Annotated in this window: 18 protein-coding genes; 16 read left to right on the top strand and 2 right to left on the bottom strand. The window is 65.7% G+C overall.

The window, feature by feature from the left end; translation table 11 throughout:
* Positions 1 to 93: 93 nt before the first annotated feature.
* The 12 genes from ACUDTM_RS08800 (at position 94) to ACUDTM_RS08745 (ending at position 17079) form a co-directional block, all read left to right on the top strand.
* Entirely contained in the window at positions 94 to 480 is a 387-nt protein-coding gene (locus tag ACUDTM_RS08800; RefSeq protein WP_005418954.1) for a RidA family protein, read from the top strand.
* A 7-nt stretch (positions 481 to 487) separates the two neighbouring features.
* Positions 488 to 2599, top strand: a complete 2112-nt coding sequence (gene recG, locus ACUDTM_RS08795) for an ATP-dependent DNA helicase RecG (protein WP_445391272.1) — start codon at positions 488 to 490, stop codon at positions 2597 to 2599.
* 395 nt (positions 2600 to 2994) lie between these two features.
* Positions 2995 to 3933, top strand: a complete 939-nt coding sequence (locus tag ACUDTM_RS08790; RefSeq protein WP_005418952.1) for a nucleoside hydrolase — start codon at positions 2995 to 2997, stop codon at positions 3931 to 3933.
* 88 nt (positions 3934 to 4021) lie between these two features.
* Positions 4022 to 4264 carry a type B 50S ribosomal protein L31 gene (locus ACUDTM_RS08785; RefSeq protein ID WP_005410871.1) on the top strand — a complete coding sequence of 81 codons (243 nt, stop codon included), beginning with the start codon at positions 4022 to 4024 and terminating at the stop codon, positions 4262 to 4264.
* Between the two features lie 296 nt (positions 4265 to 4560).
* Positions 4561 to 5838 (top strand): citrate synthase, encoded by a 1278-nt coding sequence (locus ACUDTM_RS08780; RefSeq protein ID WP_061480588.1) that lies wholly within the window; start codon positions 4561 to 4563, stop codon positions 5836 to 5838.
* 236 nt (positions 5839 to 6074) lie between these two features.
* Complete coding sequence (locus ACUDTM_RS08775) at positions 6075 to 6437, top strand: NirD/YgiW/YdeI family stress tolerance protein (protein ID WP_111007626.1); 363 nt, start codon at positions 6075 to 6077, stop codon at positions 6435 to 6437.
* Between the two features lie 281 nt (positions 6438 to 6718).
* Positions 6719 to 7228, top strand: a complete 510-nt coding sequence (locus tag ACUDTM_RS08770; RefSeq protein WP_088497523.1) for a CS1 type fimbrial major subunit — start codon at positions 6719 to 6721, stop codon at positions 7226 to 7228.
* A gap of 51 nt (positions 7229 to 7279) precedes the next feature.
* Complete coding sequence (locus ACUDTM_RS08765) at positions 7280 to 10006, top strand: TcfC E-set like domain-containing protein (protein ID WP_445391271.1); 2727 nt, start codon at positions 7280 to 7282, stop codon at positions 10004 to 10006.
* Entirely contained in the window at positions 10003 to 11136 is a 1134-nt protein-coding gene (locus ACUDTM_RS08760; RefSeq protein ID WP_353080570.1) for a CfaE/CblD family pilus tip adhesin, read from the top strand. Before ACUDTM_RS08765 ends, ACUDTM_RS08760 begins: the two co-directional genes overlap by 4 nt.
* A gap of 18 nt (positions 11137 to 11154) precedes the next feature.
* Positions 11155 to 11865 (top strand): pilus assembly protein, encoded by a 711-nt coding sequence (locus ACUDTM_RS08755; protein ID WP_445391270.1) that lies wholly within the window; start codon positions 11155 to 11157, stop codon positions 11863 to 11865.
* Between the two features lie 66 nt (positions 11866 to 11931).
* A complete protein-coding gene (locus tag ACUDTM_RS08750) occupies positions 11932 to 16263 on the top strand; it encodes an ESPR-type extended signal peptide-containing protein (RefSeq protein ID WP_445391269.1) in 4332 nt (1443 codons plus the stop codon).
* 69 nt (positions 16264 to 16332) lie between these two features.
* Positions 16333 to 17079 (top strand): hypothetical protein, encoded by a 747-nt coding sequence (locus tag ACUDTM_RS08745; protein ID WP_445391268.1) that lies wholly within the window; start codon positions 16333 to 16335, stop codon positions 17077 to 17079.
* Positions 17080 to 17759: 680 nt separating this feature from the next.
* On the opposite strand, the gene ACUDTM_RS08740 is transcribed toward ACUDTM_RS08745, so the two are convergent.
* On the bottom strand, positions 17760 to 18404 hold the full coding sequence (locus ACUDTM_RS08740) for a hypothetical protein (protein WP_005418931.1): 645 nt from the start codon (positions 18402 to 18404) through the stop codon (positions 17760 to 17762).
* 190 nt (positions 18405 to 18594) lie between these two features.
* On the bottom strand, positions 18595 to 21018 hold the full coding sequence (locus ACUDTM_RS08735; RefSeq protein WP_111007624.1) for a penicillin-binding protein 1A: 2424 nt from the start codon (positions 21016 to 21018) through the stop codon (positions 18595 to 18597).
* 219 nt (positions 21019 to 21237) lie between these two features.
* On the opposite strand from ACUDTM_RS08735, the gene ACUDTM_RS08730 reads away from it, so the two are divergent.
* Genes ACUDTM_RS08730 through ACUDTM_RS08715 form a run of 4 tightly spaced genes read left to right on the top strand, consistent with a single transcriptional unit; the run spans position 21238 to position 24366 of the window.
* The gene (locus tag ACUDTM_RS08730) at positions 21238 to 22296 is read left to right on the top strand and encodes a pilus assembly protein PilM (RefSeq protein WP_014038321.1); all 1059 of its coding nucleotides are present in this window, start codon (positions 21238 to 21240) and stop codon (positions 22294 to 22296) included.
* Positions 22296 to 23180, top strand: a complete 885-nt coding sequence (locus ACUDTM_RS08725; RefSeq protein WP_445391267.1) for a PilN domain-containing protein — start codon at positions 22296 to 22298, stop codon at positions 23178 to 23180. The genes ACUDTM_RS08730 and ACUDTM_RS08725 overlap by 1 nt, the downstream gene beginning before the upstream one ends.
* A complete protein-coding gene (locus ACUDTM_RS08720) occupies positions 23177 to 23833 on the top strand; it encodes a type IV pilus inner membrane component PilO (protein ID WP_057493352.1) in 657 nt (218 codons plus the stop codon). Before ACUDTM_RS08725 ends, ACUDTM_RS08720 begins: the two co-directional genes overlap by 4 nt.
* The gene (locus tag ACUDTM_RS08715) at positions 23833 to 24366 is read left to right on the top strand and encodes a pilus assembly protein PilP (protein ID WP_005418914.1); all 534 of its coding nucleotides are present in this window, start codon (positions 23833 to 23835) and stop codon (positions 24364 to 24366) included. The genes ACUDTM_RS08720 and ACUDTM_RS08715 overlap by 1 nt, the downstream gene beginning before the upstream one ends.
* The last annotated feature ends 13 nt before the right edge of the window (positions 24367 to 24379 follow it).

The following is a 24379-nucleotide window of genomic DNA, read 5'->3' as shown; positions in this document are numbered from 1 at the left end:
ATGCCCGGACTGCGGTAGATCCACGCCATGCGTGGATGCACCCCCAGCCGGTACAATCACCGCTCTGTTTTCCCCCAAGCACCGGAGCGACCCATGTCCCGCCAGATCATCAACACCGAAAAGGCTCCCGCCGCCATCGGCCCGTACTCGCAGGCCGTGCGCGCCGGCAACACCGTGTATTTCTCCGGCCAGATCCCGCTCGACCCGGCCACCGGCGACATCGTCGGCGCCGGTGACGTCGAAGCACAGGCCCGCCGCGCCTTCGACAACCTCAAGGCCGTGGCCGAAGCCGCAGGTGGTTCGCTGGACAAGGTCGTGCGCCTGGGCCTGTACCTGACCGACCTGGGCGAGTTCGCCAAGGTCAACGCGGTCATGCAGGACTACTTCCAGGCCCCGTACCCGGCCCGTTCCACCATCGAAGTCTCCGGCCTGCCGAAGGGCGCCAGCTTCGAGGTCGACGCGGTGATGGTCATCGACTGACCGCCACGTGGCACGCAAGGCGGCGGTCACCCCGGTCCTGTCACCGTCCGGCGAAGCATCCCTGGCGATGCTCGCCGGCGTCGGTCCGGCCGTGGCCGCCAAGCTGCAGGCGCGTGGCCTGGCCACCCTGCAGGATCTCTGGCTTCACCTGCCGCTGCGCTATGAAGACCGGACCCGGCTGACCCGCATCGAAGACCTGCGCAACGGCGTGCCGGCGCAGGTGGAAGGGCGGGTGGTCGCGGTCGAGCGCGGCATGCGCTACCGGCCGATGCTGAAAGTGGCGGTGGAAGACGAAGGGCAGGGCACCCTGGTGCTGCGCTTTTTCCACTTCCGCCAGCAGCAGGTCGGGCAGTTCGCGGTCGGCACCCGGCTGCGCTGCTTCGGCACGCCCAAGCCCGGCCACCTCGGCCTGGAAATCGTCCATCCCAGCTACCAGGTGCTGGGCCGCAACGACGATCCCGAACTCGGCGACCGCCTCGACCCGGTGTATCCCACCGTCGAAGGGGTCGGCCCGATGACCATGCGCAAGCTGATCGGCCAGGCGCTGGACCGCCTGCCCGAGGAGAGCACGCTGGAATTGCTGCCCAGCGGCTGGCTCGATGGCCTGGGCCTGCCTTCGCTGCGCAGCGCGCTGCTGACCGTGCACCGGCCACCGCCGGATGCCGATCTGGCCGCGTTGGCCGCCGGTACCCACCCGGCGCAGCGTCGCCTGGCGATGGAAGAACTGCTGGCCCATCACCTCAGCCTGCGCCGCCAGCGCATTGCCTTGCAGGCACACCATGCGCCGCCGTTGGCCGGTCCTGGCAAGCTGGCCAAGGCGCTGCTGAAGCAGCTGCCGTTCGCGCTGACCGGCGCGCAGGCACGCGTGTTCAAGCAGATCCGTGAAGACCTCGCGCGCCCCAGCCCGATGCTGCGGCTGGTGCAGGGCGACGTCGGCTCCGGCAAGACGGTGGTGGCCGCGCTGGCCGCCATGCTGGCGGTGGAGCAGGGCAAACAGGTTGCGTTGGCCGCACCCACCGAACTGCTGGCCGAGCAGCACCTCAACAATCTGCGCGGCTGGCTGGAACCGCTCGGTGTGCGCATCGCCTGGCTGGCCGGCAAGGTCACCGGCAAGGCGCGCGCCAAGGTGATGGAGCAGGTCGCCAACGGCGAAGCACAGGTGGTGGTCGGTACCCACGCGCTGATGCAGGAGGCGGTGGTGTTCCAGGACCTGGCGCTGGCCATCGTCGACGAGCAGCACCGCTTCGGCGTGCACCAGCGCTTGGCCCTGCGCGACAAGGGCGCGGGCGGCAACAGCGTGCCGCACCAGCTGGTGATGACCGCCACGCCGATTCCGCGCACGCTGGCGATGTCCGAGTACGCGGACCTGGATGTGTCGGCGATCGACGAACTGCCGCCGGGACGTACACCGGTGCAGACGGTCGCGCTCAACAATGATCGTCGCCCGGAGCTGATCGAGCGCATCGCACTTGCCTGCCAGGAAGGGCGGCAGGTGTACTGGGTGTGTACGCTCATCGAGGAAAGCGAAGAGCTGGATGCCACCCCGGCGCAGGCCACCTACGAATCACTGCAGGCGCTGCTGCCCGGTGTTCGCGTCGGGCTGGTGCATGGCCGCCTCAAGGCCGCCGAGAAGCTTGCGACGATGGTGGCGTTCAAGGCCGGCGAGATCGACCTGCTGGTGGCGACCACCGTGATCGAAGTGGGCGTGGACGTACCGAACGCCTCGCTGATGGTGATCGAGAACGCCGAGCGCCTCGGCCTGGCCCAGCTGCACCAGTTGCGTGGCCGCGTGGGTCGTGGTTCGGCGGTATCGCGCTGCGTGCTGCTGTACCAGGCCCCGCTCTCGCAGATGGCGCGCGAGCGCCTGCAGACCATGCGCGAGACCAACAATGGTTTCGTCATCGCCGAGAAGGACCTGGAACTGCGCGGCCCCGGCGAACTGCTCGGGACGCGCCAGACCGGCCTGGCCGGTTTCCGCATTGCCGACCTGGCCCGCGACGCTGGCCTGCTGCCCGGCGTGCATGAATTGGCCGAGCGCCTGTTGGCCCAGCAACCGGCCCTGGCTGATCGCGTGGTGCAGCGCTGGATCGGCACCGCGGTGCGTTACGCCTCGGCCTGATCCCTGTAGAGCCGAGCCCATGCTCGGCTGCCGTTCGCGCTGCGCGCGGGAGTCGAGCATGGTTCGACGCTACAGACAGCCTTTTCGATCATCTCGCGGATATGTCGACCAAGGTCGACACCTACCAAGAGCGGTAGCGATCTGTCGAAGGCGCGGTGGGGCCGGTTGCGGGGGCGTGAGCCGCATGGATGCGGCGACCGAGCTTACATGGACGTACTTGCAGCGTCCCCCGCAACCGGACCCACCCCGCCATCGCTCAGGAAACCAGCTTTTGCCGTTGCCGTTGCTCCTGCCTCTGCGGGTGCAGGGCGCAGCCCTGCCAGAACCCCAACCGCCGTACTTGCAACGGTCATCATCCCGGTCCACACTTCGTTGCCGATCTGAAGACGGCAATAATGACCCACAAGATCCCCCTGTTGATCGACACCGATCCCGGTGTGGACGACGCCTTGGCCCTGCTGATGGCCTTTGCCGATGAACGGCACGACGTGGTCGCCCTGACCATCGCCGCCGGCAATGTCGGCCTCGAATACACCGTCCGCAACGCCCTCAAGCTCTGCGACATCGTCGGCCGCCCCGACGTACCGGTGTTTGCCGGCAGCCCGGATCCGCTGCTGCATCCCTCCGTTGACGCTGCCCACGTGCATGGCCGTGATGGCTACGGCGACGTGGACCTGCCGCCGCCGAGCCGCCAGGCCGAGGCCGAGCACGCGGCCCTGGCCATCCTGCGCCTGTCGCACGAACACGCCGGCGAACTGATGCTGGTGATGTTGGGCCCGCTGACCAATCTGGCGCTGGCACTGAAGCTGGACCCGACCCTGCCCCAGCGCATCAAGCGCATCGTGGTGATGGGCGGCGCGGTCACCTGCCACGGCAACATCACCCCGGCAGCCGAATTCAACATTGCCTTCGATCCGGAAGCCGCGCACGTGGTGTTCACCTCGTTCAAGCACCTGCTGGTGTCGGACTGGGAGGCCACCGTTGCCCACGGCCTGCCGCTGGAGGACGCCGAGAAATGGCTGCAGGCCGATTCCGATCGCGCCCGCTTCTACGAACTGATCTCGCGCAAGACCCGCGCGCTGTCGGAAGATGCCAAGGGCGGCCGCTGGTATACCGCCGATGCGGTGGCCATGGCGTGGGCGCTGAATCCGGAAGGGCAGCTGCAGGTCGAGTCGCGGCCGCTGAACGTCGAGCTGAATGGCACGTTCAGCCGCGGCGCCACCATCGTCGACTGGAACCGCCAGACCGGCCAGCCGGACAACTGCGATCTGCTGATGGCCTACGACCAGCAGCGTTTCGAGGCCCTGGTGCGCCAGGCCCTGGGCGCGGACTGACGTCCGTTGCCCCGCACCGGTTGCCCCGAGCGGCAACCGGTGCTTATAATGCCGCTCTTGACCACCAGCCCATTTACGGTGTGAGCCCATGAAGGCCGATATCCATCCGAACTACCGCGACGTCGTCTTCCATGACGTCACCTCCGATTTCAAGATCCTGACCCGCTCCACCATGGCGACGAAGGAAACCATCCAGTGGGAAGACGGCAACGAATACCCGCTGGTCAAGGTTGAAATTTCCTCGGCTTCGCACCCGTTCTACACGGGCAAGCACAAGGTCATCGACACCTCGGGCCGTATCGACAAGTTCCAGAAGCGCTACGCGCGCTGATCTGTCGATCCAGCTTCGAACCGACGGCCGCGCTCTGCGCGGCCGTTTGTTTTTCCCCAACGCCAACCCAACGGGCGTTTGGATGGACGGAACACTGCGTTCGTGTGACAACGCTTTTGCCGATCCGGGCCGCTCAACGGCCGGTGTCCGGCCGCCTGTCGTATACGACTTCCGTCTAGCACCCGACAAATGCTGCTGTGCGATAATGACATGATCCCCGGCACAGGCCGAGGACGTCATTCACGTGCCTGACCAATGCGCTTGGGCAGGCGCCTTCCCATGAAGGAGCGCACACAGTGTCCGATCTTGATCAGGTCACGCTCAACGCCGGCGATAAGTCCGTCGTTCTGCCCGTCATCAAACCCACCCTTGGCAACGACTGCGTCGACATCGCGAAGCTGACCAAGGAAACGGGTTTCTTCACCTACGATTCCGGCTTCACCGCGACGGCCAGCTGCAAGTCCGCCATCACCTACATCGACGGCGACAAGGGCGTGCTGCTGTACCGCGGCTACCCGATCGAACAGCTGTCGGAAAAGTCGAGCTACGTCGAAGTGGCCTACCTGCTGATCAACGGCGAGCGCCCGAGCGCCGAGCAGCTGAAGGCCTTCACCGATGAGCTGACCGCCGAAGCCAACGTCGATGAGTCGATCAACACCCTGATCGGCAGCTTTGCCAAGGATGCCCACCCGATGGCGATCCTGGCGGCCGCGATCGCGCAGCTGTCGGCCATCTACCACGACTCGCTGGACCTGTCCGACGCCGAGCAGCGCCGCAAGGCCGCCGTGCGCCTGATCGCCAAGGTGCCGACCCTGTCGGCGCTGATCTACCGCCACGGCAAGGGCCTGCCGGCCAACAAGCCGGACACCTCGCTGGACTACGTCAGCCGCTTCCTGAAGCAGACCTTCGAGTCCGCTGACGGCCAGTACGACCTGAACCCGGACGTGGTGAAGGCACTGGACCTGCTGTTCATCCTGCATGCCGACCACGAGCAGAACGCCTCGACCTCGACCGTGCGCCTGGTCGGCTCGACCGGTGCCAACCCGTACGCGTCGGTCGCTGCGGGCGTCACCGCGCTGTGGGGTCCGGCCCACGGCGGTGCCAACGAAGCCGTGCTGAAGATGCTCGAAGAGATCGGCAGCGCCGACAACGTCGAGTCCGCCGTGGTCAAGGCCAAGGACAAGACCTCCGGCTTCCGCCTGATGGGCTTCGGCCACCGCGTCTACAAGAACTTCGACCCGCGCGCCAAGGTCATCGGCGAGATGACCAGCAAGGTGCTCAAGCAGCTGGGCGTGCAGGATCCGCTGCTGGACGTGGCCGTGAAGCTGGAACAGGCTGCGCTGCAGGACGAGTACTTCGTCGCCCGCAAGCTGTACCCGAACGTCGATTTCTACAGCGGCATCATCTACAAGGCGCTGCAGATCCCGACCGAAATGTTCACCGTCATGTTCGCCCTGGGCCGTACTTCCGGCTGGGTGTCGCATTGGCTGGAACAGCAGGTCGATCCGGAAATGAAGATCGGCCGTCCGCGCCAGGTCTACACCGGCAGCGACGTGCGCGACTACCAGGGCTGATCGCCCGCAGCAGGTTGTGCTGAGAACGCCCCGCATCCGCGGGGCGTTTTTTTTGTCCTGATCGTCTTCGGCGGATGCCGACTGCGGCACGTTGGTCCGCACGATAAGAGCCCGCTTCCGGATCTGAACGCGTTCTGACAATGAATGTCGCATTCACATCTTTTCGGATCTATTGCATGGGTATCACGTCGAAGGCGATAGAACCTGTGCGTACTGATCCCTGTATGGAGAACGCCATGAACCGACTGATCGCCATCGCTTTCATCGCCACGCCGCTGGCCCTGCTGAGCCCGCAGGCCTTTGCGCAGTACACGGGGCCGGGGGCAGGGGCCGCTGCCAGCACCGTCGCTGACGCACGTGCGCAGCGCGATGACCATCCGGTGGTGCTGCGTGGCACCCTCATCGCCAAGATCGGTGACGAGCGCTACCAGTTCCGTGATGCCAGCGGCCAGATCGAGGTCGAGATCGATGACGAAGACCTGCCGCCGCAGGCCATCGGTGCCGACACCGTGGTCGAGCTGCGTGGCAAGGTCGACACGCATCGCTTCAAGCCCACCGACATCGATGTCGATCACGTCACCGTCGTGCCTGCAGGTTGAAGCGAACGGCAGCCGAGCGTGGGTTCGGCTCTACCAATTCAATGCAATGAGGTTTGTTGCATTGAACCGATGAGGGAAATTGCATAACCCTCAAACATTGAGCGAATTCAAGAATTCCCCTTAACGTTCAACGTTTTAGGAATGCTTGAATGGCCTGCATGGCAATGGATTTCTAACATTCTCTCCGTCGCCCGCACCCATCCCCGCGGGCGATGCTTCCCTCCCTTTTCTCCTTGGGGAGGGGAGCTTTCATATTCCCCCTTTGTCCGAGAGAGACAACCATGCACGCCATCATCAAGAAGGCCGCGCTCGCGGCAGCGCTGGCCACCGCTTCGCTGTCCGCGCACGCGCTGGAAACCAAGATCTCCGTCTATGCCGACGTCGACCCGACCCTGGCACTGCTGCGTGATGACGGCACCCCGTTGCCGGACCTGGTCACGCTGACCCACGATCCGCTGCGCGGCCTGATTCCGGACACGCAGCGCGTGCGCATTCACTCCAATGATGACACCGCGGATATCGAGGCACGCATCGACGGTGCGTTTGCCCTCGCAAATGAGACCGGCACCGTCACCGTGCCGATGACCATCAGCCTCAACAATCGCGCACTGGGTGCCGCCGCCATCGAATACAAGGCAGTCGACCTGTTCACCGGCGCCGGCTCGACCCCGGGCGCCTCGATCTCGATGCCGTTGACCATCGCCCAGGCCACCCCGGCCCCGATCACCACCAAGGGTCGCTACAGCGGCATCGTCAACGTCGTGCTGAACCAGAAGGCGACCTCGCCGTAATCCCCGCGCCGGCCCGGTTCCCGGGCCGGCCGCTTCTCCAGCGGTACCCCCATGACCTCACACGCCCCCGCCGTCACCCGGCTGGCGGTCGCGCTCGCCCTGGCGTTGTCCACTCCGCTGGCGGCCGCGCGCGGCGTCCCGCCCGGTTTCGAAGATCTGGTCGAAGGACAGACCGAACAACTCGACATCCGGCTGTTCGGCCGCTCGGCCGGGCTGTCGCCGGTGCGCGTCACCCTGGAGCATGTGCAGCTGGAAGATCCCGCGCGCGTGCTGCAGGCACTGGACCTGCCCGCCGAGGCGCAGGCCGCGCTGCTGCCGGCGCTGTCGCAGCCGCTGCCACGCAACAGCCACCTGGCCTGCCGCTTCGGTGGCGCCGAGGCCGGTTGCGGCTATCTGGATCCCCCGGAAGATCCTGCCGCCGCGCGTGCGCTGTACGACGAAGGCGAGGGCGCCGTGCGCCTGTTCGTGGCTCGCCAGTGGATCGGTGGCGAGCCCGCCGCGGAACGCTTCCACGCGCTCAGCAGCAATGCCGAGAACGCTTTCCTGCACCAGCAGGTGCTCAACCTCACCGGTGGGCGCGACTACCAGTCGTTCAGTGCGCGCGGCACCGGCGTCCTTGGCCTGTTCCAGCGGGGCCATATGTCCGCCGACTGGTACTTCACCCAGCAGCGCTACCGCAGCAACGGTGGCGATGCGCATTTCGAATTCGACAACGTCTATTACCGCCATGACCTGGGCCAGCAGTACTACCTGCAGGCCGGGCGCATGGACCGCCGCAACCTGTCCAGTCCACAGGGCGGCACCTTCGGTTTCAGCATGCTGCCGCTGGACCGCTTCGACGGTGCCCGCGTGGGCACCACCCAGGCTTACGTGGACAGCGATGCTGCCGTGCAGGCCTCGCCACTGACGGTCCTGCTCGCCCGCGATGCGCGCGTGGACGTGTTCGACGGCGAGCGCCTGCTGCAGACCTACTACCTGCAGGCCGGCATCAACCAGATCGATACCCGCAACTTCCCGTTCGGCAGCTACCTGGTGCGCATGCGCATCTACGAGGATGGCGTGCTGGTGCGTACCGAAGAGGCCCCCTTTGACAAGGGCGGCGATTGGACCGACAGCCAATGGCAGTGGTTCGTGCAGGGTGGCCGCCGCAACGAGCGCCGCAGCGACCGCTTCGATGGTGAGCAGGTAACGGTGGCCGGCACGCGCGTGCCATTGGCTCGCGATCTGGCGGCCACTGCGGGCGTCGCCCACCTGGGCGGGCACAGCTATGGCGAACTGCGGATCGACCTGCGCCGCGTGCTGGCCACGCAGGAGATGCGCGCAACGTTCAGCGGCATGCGCGGCAGCGATGGCAGCCACGGCCAGCAGCATCAGCTGTCATACCGGCGCAAGGCCTCCTGGAACATCTACCAGCAGCGCATGCGCGGCAAGGCCTGCCAGTTCGAGGCCGATGCACGGGACCGCCTGGGCTGCACCAACTCGCTCAGCGGATCGGTCTCGCTGCCGATCGCCGGTGGTACGGCGTACCTGGGGTACACCCGGCGCCAGACCTGGCGCACCGGTTGGAGCCGTCCCGGTGACGATGATCCGTTGGCGCCACTGGATCCGTTCCTGCCGCCGCAACCGCTGCAACCGCACCGTGAGCCGCAGCTCAGCCGCACCTGGCAGGCCAGCTTCAGCCGCAGCCATCGTTGGCAGGATTTCAGCGTCTCCACGCGGCTGGGCCTGTGGCAGCAGCACAGCCACGACAGTGCCCGTGACACCCGCACGCGCGACCGTGGCATCTACCTCAACGTCAGCTTCACCCGCCTGCAACGCAGCCATGTTGGCAACGGCCAGCGCCGCTACGCGGTGGACATGCGCCAGCCGCAGCACCAGCGGCCGGAGATCAACTACAGCGTCGGCCAGAGCTATCGCCAGGAGGTGGACGCGCAGTTGCGTGAGCTGACCTCCGAGCTGCGCGCCAACAACAACGACCGCTACAGTGCATCGCTGGGCGGGCAGCTGCAGAACCGCTACGGACAGACCGGCGCCACCGTGGCGTACTACCAGCAGCATGGCCGCAGCGAGACCGCTTACAGCGGCACGCACAGCTCGGCCTTCGCGCTGGGCCGGCGCGGTGCCTACTGGGGCGCAGGCACCGGCGCCGACGCCGGGCTGGCGGTACAGGTAGCCGCCACCGATGACCTGGATCTGCAGGGCGTGGCGGCCGAACTGCAGGTGAGCGGCGCGGGCCGGCAACGGTTGCAGACCGGCGAGCGCCGGCTGCTGCCGTTGACCGCCTACCAGTCGCACCGTGCCGAACTGCAGGACGCCAGCAACGACGCCAGCATGGCCGCCATCCGCGTGAGCGGCGTAGGCGGTGCGCGCCCGATGTTCCTGGCCCCGGGGCGGCTGATGCGCATGCCGGTGCCGATCGAAGTGACCTACACCTTCATCGGCACCGCCCGCACGCTTGCCGGCGCGCCGCTGGGCGGCGCCCGCATCCTCAACGCGCCGGTGCCCGGCACCAGCGCCAACGGCGGCTTCGTCGCCGACTTCCCGCGTCGCGAGACAACGCTCTACCTGCTGCAGGACGACCGCCTGCTGCACTGTCCGCTGCAGGTGCGCGAGCGCCGCCAGGTGGTGCTGCTGGTCGGTGCCGTGCACTGCGAACCGCTGGCCGTGGCCCAGCTGCCGGCGGAGATCCGCCAGCAGGCCCGGGTAACCCGGCTGCTGCAGGAACGCGCGCTGATCGCCGCCACGCCCCAGACCGCTGCTGCAGGAGGAACGCCATGAGCCGGCGTGTGTTGTTCGTGTTGATGCTGCTGTGCGCGCTGGCCGTGCTGACGCCACGAGCGTGGGCGCAGAAGTTTCCGGAAATACATCCGACAGATGAGACCCGTCGAGTCACCGAAAGCTGGGACCGATCAGCTGTCCCAGCCGAAGTCGTGCTCTGGTCGCCGATGACATTGTTGGCCTTTCAGGAAGGTCCAGATTCCCCTTATGAAGTTTCTCACCTTGTCTGCCTGTCCGATACCGATGCATCCCGCGGACGCTGTCCAGTGATTGGAAATCCGGAAGCACGTGGCAATGCGCTCCCCGTTTGGTTTTACATGACTGATCAGCGAACTGGACTTCGCACGGAGATTCATGCACTCGGCTACATCAAGAGGCCGTTGAATGGCCCTAACTGCTCTTCGGATCACTGGGGCTCACTGATCTATCCGATCTGGTCATCTGTACCAGATGTATGCCGACCGCTGATATCCGGCGGAATAGGTGTCTCTCTTGCCATTCGGAGCTCTGAACTGAAGCGCTTGGTTGCAGGGGCGTGGGCAGGGCGGATTGAACTCCAATTGCGTCAAACCCGTGGCGGTCCGCTGTTGGCGACCTATGTCTTCGATCTTGCATTCACCGTCACCGACTACGACGCGATCTCGATCTACTTTCCGGCCTTCGACACCATTGCGCCGCTGGTCAACATGGACCTGCGCTACGACCCCATCAAGCAGATGGTAGGCGGCCGCAAGCAGCTGGAGATGTGCCTCTACGACGGCCTCGGCTCGCAGAGCGAGTTCCTTGGCGTCACCGTGCGCGACAGCGGGCCGCGCCCGCCACCCGGCAGCGACTTCGCGGTCTGGCATCGCGATGGTGGCAGCGACGACCGCCAGCGCCTGGACTACCACGTCAGCCTGAACTACGGCGGGCGCGATATCCGCATGCGGCATGGCGTGGAAGAGCTGCTGCATGGCATCGAGAGCGCCGAACTGCGTCTGGTCATGCTGCCCGGCATCAGCCAGCCGGTCTATTGCGTGCCCACGCCGCTGACATTGCTGACACCTCCCACCCCTATCGCCAGCAAGCGCCCCGGTCTCTACGAGGGCGAGCTGACGGTGGAACTGCGCGTCCCCACCGCCAAACCCTGATCCCACACGGAGCCTGCCATGAACAAACTGATCGTCTGGATGCTGCCGTTGAGTGCGCTGCTTGCGCCATCAGCACACGCCAACCTGTCCATCCATCCCATGCGAACCGCGATGGATGCCAAGCGCGGTGCGCAGATCCGCGTCTACTCGCAGTCCACCCGCCCGCAGTATGTACAGGCCAGCCTGCGCCGCATCGACAACCCGGCAACGCCCCGCGAACAGGAGCAGGATATCGAGGTCGCCGATTCGGCCATTGCCATTACGCCGGGCAAGTTCGCGCTGTCAGGCGGTGGCAATCGCCTGATCCGGCTGATCCCCCTGCAGCCGGTGCAGAAGGAAACCGCATACCGCGTGTACTTCGAAGGCGTGCGCGGTCCGGAAGGCACTGAACTGGAAAGCAGCGAAGACGCTGCGCACGCCGACGTCGGCGTCAGCCTGGTGTGGGGCGCGCTGGTGAACGTGGTGCCCACCGACGGCGTGGTCGACCTGCAGGTGCGCGGCAACACGCTGCACAACAGCGGCACCCTGCGCGTGGGCATCGTCCATGCGGCCGAATGTACGGCCGCCGGTGTCTGCACGCCGCACGACCTCTCGCACAGCCTGTACCCGGATGCCGATTTCACCCTGCCGTTCCAGCCACAGCCGGGCAATTCGCTGCGCCTGCGCTACCGGCTTTCCCAGGACGGCTATCGCGAGCACGTCCAGGACGTGGCCATCCAGTCCAGTTGATCCACCTCCCTGCGTCCCGCGCCTGGCGCGGGATGCCTTTTCCGCAAACTGTTAAGGAGAAAGACCATGAATCGAATCTATCGACGTATCTGGAATGCTGCACGCCAGTGCTGGGTGGTAGCGAGCGAGCTGGCTGTCGCAAGGCAGTGTTCCTCATCGCCGAGAAAACTCCGGCTACTAGTCATTCCACTATCGATGTCTGCGGCCGGCTCCATTTCCGCGAACGCGGGCAGCATGTACTGGGGATGTTCGCCCTTCGATTGGGACAAGGCGGACGTCTATTGCGTGCCCATGTCAGGACAAAGTGAGGATGGAAAAACCTCTGCCAATGCAAAGATCTCCACCTCCAAGGACTATCTGATCATGGGGGGAGGTTCGTACAACGACGGCTCCTGGAACGCTACCTTTGGTCCCAAGGCCCAGATCATTGGCAACTACAACGCGGCATTGGGCCACAAGGCCAACATCAACGGCGTAGACAGCGTTGCCGTGGGCTACAACGCCAGTGCCCAGCTGGGGCACAGTACGGTGGTCGGTGCCAACGCCTATGGCAAGGGCATCGGCTCTACCGCGTTCGGAAACAAAGCCTCGGCCACACGGCAGAACTCGATCGCCATCGGTAGCGGATCGCTCTCGCAGAGCGAGAATTCAGTGGCGATCGGTGCAAATTCCCTTGCCAGTGAAGTGAACACCGTCTCCGTCGGCAGCGACAAGGAGAAGCGGCGGATCGTCAACGTAGCCGATGGGCGGATCACCGCAGCCAGTACCGACGCCGTCACGGGCAAACAGTTGTACGCGACCAACAGCAAGCTGGGTGCGGTCGAAGCAAACGTCGGCACCATGAAGAATGATCTGACAGCGGTTCGGACGCTTGCGCAGTCCGCCACCAATCGCATCGATGCCACTACCCTGGCACTGGGCAAGGGCGCGGTCGCAGAATCGGGCAGCTACGGCATCAGCACCGCCATCGGCAACAATGCCAAGGCCTACAACGGCCGCAGTGTCGCACTCGGATTCGACGCGCTGGCCGGCGTCGATGCGGAGGGCAATCGAGTGACCGGCCAGAATGCCGGCGTTTCCATCGGTGCAAACACGCGCAGCGCGAACGGCGCGGTCGCGACCGGATTCCGGGCCATTGCCAGCGGAAACTTCTCCATCGCCGTGGGCGGTGACGCCAATGCGGCCGCCGAACATGCCACTGCAATCGGGTACCTGAGCAAAGCCACGGCAAAGCAGTCCACGGCGCTGGGGCGTGGCAGCGAGGCCAAGGCGCAGTTCGCCACCGCGCTGGGCAATCTTGCGGTATCGGCCAATACCAGTGCCGTGGCACTGGGTGATCGGGCCAACGCCCGCCATGACAATGCGGTGGCACTGGGTGCCGGCTCTGTCACGGCGTCGGTCAACTCCGTTTCGGTGGGCAGCGCTACGCTCAAGCGCAAGATCCAGTACATTGCCGATGGCGTGGTCAGCAATGGCAGCACCGACGCGATCACCGGCAATCAGCTGTTCGCGACCAACCAGGCCGTGTCCGCTGCCCAGAGCACGGCCACGAGCGCGCAGACGGCGGCCAATGCCGCAAAAGCCGACGCTACCAAGGCGCTGGCCGAGACGGCCGCGCTCACCGGTCTGGTCTCCCAGACAGGCGCCACCGGCAATGTCCGCCTGGGCGGGAAGAACAGCGGCACCGTACTGGACGTGCGCAACAGCGCCAACGCCAGCCGGAAGGTTGCCGGTGTGGCTGACGGCGACTTGGATGACAGCAGCAACGAGGCTGTGAACGGCAAGCAGCTCAATGCCACCAACGTGCAGGTCGCTGCCGTGGAGAAAGCGGCTACGGCCGCGCAGGCGGATGCAACGGTTGCGAAGGCAGATGCTGCCAAGGCGCTGGTCAGCACCACCGCTCTGGAAGGACTGGTCAGCCAGATCGCCGCCAACGGCAATGTCCGTCTGGGTGAGAAGAACAGCGGAACGGTGTTGGATGTGCGTAACAGCTTGGGCACTAATCGTAAGATCACTGGAATTGCCGACGCAGACGTTGGTGCGGGCAGCAGTGATGCGGTGAACGGCGGGCAGTTGTTCTCTTCCAATCTGAAGATAGCAGTGCTCGAGGAGAAGAGCCGTCTCTTTGGGGCAGGCAATGAAGCTGGTGCGGCCTCAGCACGCGCCGGTGAGTTCGGGGTGGCGATAGGCAACGGTGCTGTGGCATCAGTCGATTCCGAAGGAGGGGTCGCCTTGGGTGCATTCGCTGGCGCACTCGCCAGGAACTCCGTTGCCCTTGGGCGCGCGGCCAGCGTGGAAGCCGGAGCGGTTGCCGGATTTGCACTTGGCGCGGGCGCCTATGTGGCTGCAACTGACGGAATTGCGATTGGCGCCGGTTCGGAAGTTGAGGCTGGTGCAGATGGGGGCGTTGCTCTCGGCGCTGGTTCCGTTGTGGCTGAGAGCGACACTGTTTCTGTTGGCAATGACAGTCTCAAACGTCGAATTACAAATCTTGCCCGCGGCACCGCTGATCACAACGCCACGACCGTCTCTCAGCTGAAGGACTCCCTTGCCACCCTCGGTGGCAGCGCAGGGATGGACGCCAACGGCAACATCATTGCCCCGACCTATTCGGTGCAGGGTGGTACGCAGAACACCGTGCAGGACGCGCTGATGGCGCTCGATGGAGCTGTCACCACCGCAGGCCGCCGTGCGGACATGGTGGAAGGCCAGCTCAACTCGATCTTCCAGGATTCACCCTCGGCCCGTGGCGATGGCAGGAGCCAGATCGCGCTGAGTGGCGCGAACGGCATGGTGTTGACCAATCTGGCTGACGGTCGGGTGGCGCCAGGAAGCCGTGATGCCGTAACCGGCAATCAGCTGTACGCCGCGGAGCAGAAGATCTCGCAGAATCGAAATGATCTGGAGGCGATGCGCAAGGAGAGGGAGATGGGCGAGCGGGCCATGCGTGGATTGGATACGAGCGGCCCGATCGATTTTGGCGGTGCGCGTTTGACTGGAGTGGCCGAGGCTAAGCTGTCGGCTGACAGCTCGGATGTTGTGCGGGGCAGCCAGCTCTATGAGACCAACAGCCGTGTTTCGGCCATGGAAGGCATCAGCCAGTACGTCAGTGTGGGTGCCGCTCCAGGCTATGGTCCTGCTCAGGCTGGACCGGTTGGTCTTGCAATTGGGAACTTCGCTAAGACCGGCAACGATGGAGGAACTGCAGTGGGAACCCATGCGAAGGCACTGGGCAGAAATTCCATAGCCCTTGGTCGCGCTTCGGTCGTGCATGAGGATTCCGATAGCGGATTTGCGCTAGGTACTGGAGCGGAGGTAGGCATTGCCGGAGGTGGTGCACGAGGAGGCATTGCTATCGGTGCTGGAGCAAAAGTGGGTAAAGGAGCGAATGGTTCGCTGGCAATAGGCGAAGGCTCTCAGGCGAATGAGGCCGGAGTGGTTTCATTTGGAAGTGCAACTACTTATCGCCGCCTCATAAACATCGCCAACGGCACCGCCAACCACAACGCCGCCACCGTCGGCCAGCTGCGCGGCGCGCTGTCCGCGCTCGGCGGCGAAGTCGATGCCAACGGCAACATCGTCGGCCCCAGCTTCACAGTGCAGGGCCAGTCCCAGCCCACGCTCAATGGTGCATTGGAAGCGCTCGACGGCGCAGTGGTCAGCACCACCTCGCGCGTAAACCACGTCGAGTCGCAGCTGCGCAGCGTGTTCCAGGACACGCCCTCGGTCCGCGCCGACGGTCTCAACCAGCTCACCCTGGCCGGAACCCACGGCATGGTCATCTCCAACGTGGCCAATGGCCTGGTCGCCGCCGGCAGCCGCGATGCGGTCAATGGTGGCCAGCTGCATTCGATGCAGCAGCAGCTCAACGGCCGTATCGATGGCCTGGAAGAGCGCATCGATGCGCCGCAGCCGCAGGCAATGGCGGTGGCTTCGGTGCCCGAACCGGAAGCACCGGTGCCGCAGGCCGAGGGCGGCCAGCAGGTGGCGTCGGTCGGCGAGGGTGAGAAGCCCGCGCCGCAGCCGAAGTCGAAGCAGGACGAGACGCCCAAGCCGCAGGTCGACACCGCTGAATTGGAGAAGATGCTGGCCCGCGCCAACGAGTACACCGATGGCGCGATCAGCAGTTTTGAACGTCGCCTGGACAAGATGGACAAGCGCTTCAACCGCATGGCGGCGATGAGCAGCGCACAGACCGCGATGGCGATGAACACCGCGGGCCTGGCCACCTACAACCGCCTGGGTGCGGGCGTGGGCTACAGCGAGGGTGAGTCGGCGATGGCGGTGGGCTACCAGCGCGTGCTCAACGAGAAGGGCTCGGCCACCTTCAGCCTCAATGGGGCGTTCACCAACAGCGGTGAGCGCAGCATGGGCGTCGGCGTCGGCATCGGCTGGTAAGCGATGGAGCCCCGGCGTGACGCGCGTAATCCGCCCCGCCGCGCCGGGGTCCTTGCCGAGGAAATGGCAATGTATCGATGGGTAAGCCGGTTCATCAGCTACCGCACGTTCTATCTGTGGCGGGCACGTTTTTACTACTACACCCGCAATCTGGACCGCTGGCTGCTGTTCGCCCTGCTGTGCGTGGCGGGCATGGGCTTGGCGGCCTGGTACACCTGGCGGGTATCGAGCGTGCCGCCGCCTCGCGTGCATCCGGAGGCCGCCGCGCTGCGCGTGGAGAACATCACCCAGGAGGCGATCCATCGCATCGTGCTGGTGCGGCATGGCGGCCCAACCCCGGGTGAGCCGTTCACCACGCCGGAGGATGTCCGTGCCGGCACGCTGCGCACACTGCGGGTGCGGCAGCTGCTGGACAGTGCGACGGTGTGGCAGCTGAAGGCCCACATGTTGGCCGACATCGCGACGTACATCGATGCCACGGGAAGCTGCTTCCCTTTCCCGTGCTGGCAGGTGAGCCATCGGCTGGAACTCATGCGTGCGGCGGAGGCGGAGAACGCGGCCATCAACCGGGCGCTGGAGCCGGTACTGGAGATCCCGCTGGACAGGATGCCCAACCTCAACGGCGGTGAGCGCGCGCGGATCCAGACGGCGTGGTCGGACCCGTTCGGCGATGTCTACAACCAGACCTGGTTGCTGGGCGATCTGCAGAACATGCACGCGCGGATGATGATGGCGTACCCGCAGCGGGTGGGAGCCCCCTGGCTGATGCGCCTGCTTGGCGATGAAACGGAGGAGCAACACCATGATGTCTGGTAGGGCAACGCACCTCCTGTAGAGCCGAGCCATGCTCGGCTGCTCTTCGGTCAGGTGTCCGGATGCCTGATGCATCGTGCGGACCAACGGTCCGCGCCCACCAGAAGAAGGAAGCGGGCAGCGCGCCTTCTGTAGAGCCGAGCCATGCTCGGCTGCTCTTCGGTCAGGTGTCCAGATGCCTGATGCACCGTGCGGACCAACGGTCCGCACCTGCCAGAAGAAGGAAGCAGGTAGCGCGCTTTCTGTAGAGCCGAGCCATGCTCGGCTGCTCTTCGGTCAGGTGTCCGGATGCCTGATGCATCGTGCGGACCAACGGTCCGCGCCCACCAGAAGAAGGAAGCAGGTAGCGCGCTTTCTGTAGAGCCGAGCCATGCTCGGCTGCTCTTCGGTCAGGTGTCCGGATGCCTGATGCACCGTGCGGACCAACGGTCCGCACCCACCAGAAGAATGAAGCAGGTAGCGCGTCTTCTGTAGAGCCGAGCCATGCTCGGCTGCTCTTGGGCCAGGTGTCCGGATGCCTGATGCACCGTGCGGACCAACGGTCCGCACCCACCAGAAGAAGGAAGCAGGTAGCGCGCTTTCTGTAGAGCCGAGCCATGCTCGGCTGCTCTTGGGCCAGGTGTCCGGATGCCTGATGCATCGTGCGGACCAACGGTCCGCACCCACCAGAACCTGCGCAACCGTCACCCGCCGATATACGCGGTGATCTCCGCTTCGGCCAGCAGCTGCCGCAGCTGTGCGACAGACGCGCGTCGCATCGGCTTCTCATCCACCGGCGACAGCGGCGCCTGGCGCAGCGCATCGTACGGCAGCACGGCCAGGTCGAAGGTCAGCTCCTCGGCACTGAACACCCACACCGGCACGTCCAGGCTACGCTCGCGGTCCATGCGCAGCCGGCGCGTCCGCGATTCAGCGGGAATGCCGTGCTCGTCCAGGAAGCGATGCACGGCCTCCGGGTCGTCGCTGTGCAGGTGCAGCTGCACCGGGCTGTTGGCATCGGCGGTGCCGTCCAGCACCGGGCCGGCCAGCCGTGGAGCGAAGCCGTGCAGGAACTCCAGCGCGCGCATCGCGGCCTCGCGGCGGCGCTGCAGTTCATTGCCGTGCTGGGGCCCGGCGAACAGCCGCTGGTACTCGCGCAAGGCGTCTTCGATCTCGGTGTTGCGGGGCAGGGAGGCATCGTCGTGGATGCCGAGCCGGCTGGCGGCCTTCAGCTTGGCCTGGTGGTAGTCGCGGATGCCGCCTTCAGCCATCAGGCGGGCGGCTTCGTGGGCGAGGCGGTGGCGCCGCTCGCGGGTCTGGCTGGCAGCATGCTGGCGGGCGCGATGCATGCGATGACTCCTGTTGCGACCTGGCTACAGACTAGCGCACGGATGTGACATCCGCGTAGGTATTTCAAGGTGGGGATGTAGAGCCGAGCCCACGCTCGGCTGCTCTACGCGGGGGCCCTGAACCGAGCATGGGCTCGGCTCTACAGTCGCATCGGTGCCAACCCACGGTTGGCACCCACTGCACCCTTCCTCAGAAGATATCGAACGCGGCGGCGTCGGCCTGCGGCGTATTGAGGTTCAGGTCGTAGTCGGTCAGGCGATCCATGTCTTCCACCTTCACCCACTCGGTCGCGCCGTTGAGCGTGGCCTGGACCATGCCGCTGGGCGGCTCGTTCTGCGCGATCGGGGTGTCCTTCAGCGCGGTGCGCATGTAGTCGATCCAGATCGGCAGCGCCGCCTTGCCACCGTACTCGCGGTAACCCAGCGAGCGGAAGTCGTCGCGGCCCACCCACACGGTGGTCACGTACGGGCCGCCGAAGCCGGAGAACCAGGCGTCACGATGGTCGTTGGTGGAGCCGGTCTTGCCGCCCACGTCCTCGCGGCCGAGCACCTTGGCCTGCACACCGGTACCGCGCTGGACCACGTCGCGCATCATCGACACCAGCTGGTAGGCGGTGCGGGCGTCGATCGCGCGCGGAGCGGTGCGGGCATCCGGGTTGGCCGGCGCGGCCGGGGTCTCGGTCTTGGCTTCGGCCTTGGCCGCAGCGGCCGGGTCCACCTTCGGGGCCGGGGCGCCGAAGTTGAAGCCATCCACCACCTGGTTGACCGGCTGGTCGCTGCTGCCGGCGCAGTCGCGGCAGGCCAGCGCCGGGTTTTCCTTGAACACCAGGTTGCCGTCGCGGTCATTGACCTGGTCGATCAGCCAGGTATCCACGCGCGAGCCGCCATTGGCGAACACCGCGTAGCCACGCGCCACCGACAGCGGGGTCAGCGAGGCCGTGCCCAGCGACATCGACAGGTTCGGCGGCAGCTCCGATTCGGCAAAGCCAAACTCGCTGATGTACTTGCGCGCGTAGTCCACGCCCATGCCATCGAGCAGGCGTACCGAGACCAGGTTGCGCGACTGCACCAGCGCTTCACGCAGGCGCATCGGGCCGCGGAAGCCGCCGCCGTCGTTCTGCGGGGCCCAGGTCTTGCCGCGGCGATCGCGGAACACGACCGGGGCGTCGAGCACGATCGAGGCTGGGTTGTAGCCCTTGTCGAAAGCGGCCGCGTAGACGAACGGCTTGAAGCTCGAACCCGGCTGGCGGCGGGCCTGGGTGGCGCGGTTGAACTTGTTGCCGGAGAAGCTGAAGCCACCCACCAGCGCCTTCAGCGCGCCGCTGTGGGCATCCAGCGAGACCAGTGCGGACTGGCCGCGCGGGATCTGGTCCAGCAGCCACTCCCCTTCCTTGGCACCGGCGCGTACGCGCACGATGTCGCCGCGCTGCACCAGCTTGCCCGGGGTCTTGTTGGTCCACTTGGCGGCGCCGGCCGGCAGCACGATCTCGGTGCGGTTGGCCAGCACCACCGTGGCGCTGCCATCGGCCGCGGTGCTGGCGACGATTGCCGGCAGCAGGCCGGCCTGGCCGTACATGCCGCGCAGGTGCTCGGCCAGCGCGGCGGTATCGTCGCCGGCGCCCAGCTGCACCTGCTTCTCCACGCCGTGCCAGCCGTGGCGGTGGTCGTACAGCAGCAGGCCATCACGGACGGCCAGGTTGGCGGCGGTCTGCAGGGTGGAGTCGATCGTGGTGGTGACGTGGTAGCCCTTGTTGACCACGTCGCCGCCGAAGCGGGCGATCATTTCCTGGCGCACCAGCTCGGCCACGTAGGGTGCATCGACCTGCACCGGCGGCTCATGCGCGGTGGCGTGCATCGGCACGGCCTTGGCCGCGTCGGCTTCGGCCTGGCTGACGAACTTCAGGTCGGCCATGCGCTGCAGCACGTAATTGTCGCGGCGCTGGCGGGCACGTTCCGGGTTGGAGATCGGGTTGCCCGACGACGGGAACTTGGGGATACCGGCCAGCGAGGCCATCTCGTCCAGGTCCAGCTCGTTCAGCTTCTTGCCGTAGTAGAACTCGGCGGCGGCGGCCACGCCGTAGGCGCGGTTGCCGAAGAAACTCTTGTTCAGGTACAGCTCGAAGATCTCGTCCTTGCTCAGCTCGGACTCGATCTTGCGCGCCAGCAGGATCTCGGCCAGCTTGCGGGTGTAGCTGTACTCGGAGCTGAGGAAGAACTGGCGGGCGACCTGCTGGGTGATGGTGGAGCCACCCGGCACGCGCTTGTCGTTGGTGGTGGCCAGCAGCCAGACCGCACGGCCGATGCCCATGTAGTCCACGCCGCCATGTTCGTAGAAGCGGGCGTCCTCGGTGGCCAGGAAGGCCTGCTTCAGCCGCTCGGGCACGTCCTTCATGGTGACCGGGGTGCGCCGGGTCTCGCCGAACACCGCCATCAGCTTGCCGTCGGCAGCGTAGACGTACATCGGCTCCTGCATTTCCACGTCGCGCAGGGTCTGCACGTCGGGAAGCTTGGAGGAAACGGCATAGTACAGACCGCCCACGGCGGCCGCGCCGATCAGCGCCAGGACCAGGACAATCAGGAAGATCCAGCGCAGCCAGCGGCGGAGTCGAGTCATCGGGTTCAGATTCCGATTGCGAATTTCGTGGTCGCAGAGTATAGATTACGCAAGGTGGCGGCTGGGGTCGGCACCGGGGAGCGCAAGGGGAACAGTCAGGGGCTGCATGGTGAATCCGTGAGGGATTTCACAGCAGGGCCGTTGCCATTTGCTAAGAATACGTTATTAATGCTCGGACGCAGGTCTTGCGTCCAAGTGCCCGTCGGCAGGGGAGAAACCGTGGGGCTCATCCCAAAAAGTCAGTCGCCGCTTGTAGGCGTCGACATCAGTTCGACTGCGGTAAAGCTTTTGCAGCTGTCCCGCAGCGGCAATCGTTTCCGCGTGGAACATTACGCTGTGGAACCTCTTCCGCCGAATGCGGTGGTGGAGAAGAACATCGTCGAAGTGGAGGCCGTCGGTGAGGCCATCCGCCGGGCGATGAACCGTTCAGGCAGCAAGGCCAAGTTGGCCGCTGCCGCCGTCGCGGGGTCGGCGGTGATCACCAAGGTGATCCCGATGCCGGCCGATCTCGACGAAAACGACATGGAAGCCCAGATCGAGCTGGAAGCGGTCAACTACATTCCGTATCCGATCGAGGAAGTGAACCTGGACTTCGAGGTGATCGGGTCGATCCCGAACAACCCGGAGATGGTCCAGGTGCTGCTGGCCGCGTCGCGTTCGGAGAATGTCGAGCTGCGCCAGTCCGCGCTGGAGCTCGGTGGCCTGCAGGCCAAGGTGATGGACGTGGAGGCCTTCGCGGTCGAGAACGCCTACGCCCTGGTCGCCAGCGAGCTGCCGGTGTCCATCGACGGCGTGGTTGCGCTGGTCGACATCGGCGCCACCATGACCACCCTCAATGTCCTGCGCGGCGGCCGTAGCCTTTACAGCCGCGAGCAGGTGTTCGGTGGCAAGCAGCTGACCGACGAGATCATGCGCCGCTATGGCCTGAGCTACGAGGAAGCCGGGCTGGCCAAGCGCCAGGGCGGCCTGCCGGAAAGCTACGAGATGGAAGTGCTGGAGCCGTTCAAGGAAGCCACGGTCCAGCAGATCAGCCGCCTGCTGCAGTTCTTCTATGCAGGCAGCGAATTCAACCGCGTCGATCACATCGTGCTGGCCGGCGGCTGCGCCGTGCTCGGTGGCCTGCCGGAGATGGTCGAGGAACAGCTGGGCGTGCCGACCGTGGTCGCCAACCCGCTGGCGCAGATGACCCTGGGGCCGAAGGTGAACGCGCATGCGTTGGCCCAGGATGCCCCCGCGCTGATGATCGCGACCGGTCTGGCGCTGAGGAGCTTCGACTGATGGCACGCATCAATCTATTGCCCTGGCGCGCCGAGCGGCGCAAGCAACGCCAGCGCGAGTTCTACGCAATGCTGGGCATGGCCGCTGTCGGTGGCCTGCTGTTGTCGCTGATGATCTGGTTCTATTACGACCGCCAGGTGAGCGGCCAGATGGACCGCAACGCCTATCTGGAAGCCGAGATCGAGAAGGTCAAGGAACAGAACAAGGAGATCGATCGCCTCGACGCGCAGAAGGAACGCCTGCTGGCCCGCAAGAAGGTGATCGAGGAACTGCAGGCCAAGCGCTCGCAGATGGTCCACCTGTTCGACGCGCTGGTGCGCACCATTCCCGATGGCGTGGTGCTGACCGCGCTGAAGCAGGAAGGGGATGTGCTGACGCTGGAAGGCCGCACCCAGTCCAACGCCCGCGTTTCGGCCTACATGCGCAACCTGGAGACCTCCGGCTGGATGACCAATCCGGAGCTGTCGATCATCGAAGCGCGTGACCCGGAGAAGGACAAGGATGGCAAGGTCGGTCCGCTGGCCGACATCAAGGCGCTGCCCTACGTGTTCGTGGTCAAGGTGAAACTGCCGGCACAGAGCGAAGAGGTCTCGGCGACGCCGGGCCTGAACGCCGATGGGTCGGTGGCGACGGCTGCGCCCGCACCGGTGGCTCCGTTGGCCGCAGGTCCGGGTGCCGCGACGCCTGCGGCTCCGGCAGCGGGCCAGCCGGCAGCGGCTCCCGCTGCACCGGCCGCTGCACCGCCGGCCAAGCCGAACCAACCGGCCGCTCCGGCCGCTCCGGCCGCCGCGCCGGCCCCGGCACCCGCCCCGAAGCCTGAGGGCAGCCGCCTGGCGCAGCCGCCGCAGGCCTTCAATGCGCTGCTGCAGGGGGACCGCGCATGAGCCAGAAGATCGACATCAAGAACCTGGATTTCAACGACATCGGCAACTGGCCGCAGAAGGCCAAGATCGTCTTCTGCTCGTTGCTGGCGCTGGTCATCATGTTCGTGGCGTGGATGCTGCTGATCAGCGGCAAGCGCGAAGAACTGGCCGGCCTGGAATCGAAGGAAGTCGAGCTGCGCGCCGAGTTCACCAAGCAGCAGGAACGCGCGGTGAACCTGGGGCCGCTGAAGCAGCAGCTGGCGCAGATGGAGCAGGTGCTGCAGCAGATGCTGCGGCAGCTGCCGAGCAAGACCGAAATGCCCGACCTGATCATCGACATCTCGCAGACCGCGCTGTCCAGCGGCCTGACCAACGAGCTGTTTGAGCCGGAGCAGGAGCAGATCAAGGAGTTCTACGCCGAGAAGCCGATCAAGCTGCGCATGGTGGGCAGTTACCACCAGTTCGGCGCATTCGTCAGTGGCGTGGCCTCGTTGCCGCGGGTGGTGATCCTGACCATGCATGACATCAACCTCAAGCCCAAGGAAAAGACCGGCGGCAACGTCCGCAGCGGTGCACTGGAACTGTCCGGTACGGTCAAGACCTACCGTTACCTGGACGAGACCGAAGTGCAGGCGCAGCAGGCGGCCGACGCTGGCAAGGAGGGCAAGAAGTGATGCGCGCGCAGACCGTACGTGGTGCGATGGTGCTGGCTGTACTGCTGCTGGCCGGTTGCGGCCGTGGCGTGACCAGCACGCCCGGCGACGCACCAAACCTTGAGAAGTGGGTGGAAGGCGAGCGCGCGCGACCGGCGCAACCGCTGGAGCCGCTGCCGGTGATGCAGCAGTTCGAGACCTTTGAATACTCCGCGCAGGGCATGCGCGATCCGTTCACCGATGCCTGGACCAATCCGCAGCAGGGGAACGGCGGATTGCGACCGGACCCGAACCGGCGCAAGGAGCCGTTGGAAGGCTTCCCGCTGGATGCGCTGGACATGGTCGGCACCATCGGTACCGGTGCAGGCACCGTGGCGCTGGTGATGGGGCCGGACAAGGTCACCTACCGGGTCCGCCCGGGCGGTTACCTGGGGCAGAGCGACGGGCGGGTCACGGCGGTCTTCGAAGACCGCGTGGAGCTGATCGAACTGGTGCCGGATGGCGCGGGTGGCTGGCTGGAACGGCCGGCAACGCTCTCGCTTGAAGATCAATGATCGTTTACTGGGG

It is taken from the genome of Stenotrophomonas maltophilia group sp. vghtpe118, from assembly GCF_052605195.1.
This window is presented reverse-complemented; position numbering and strand designations above follow the sequence as displayed.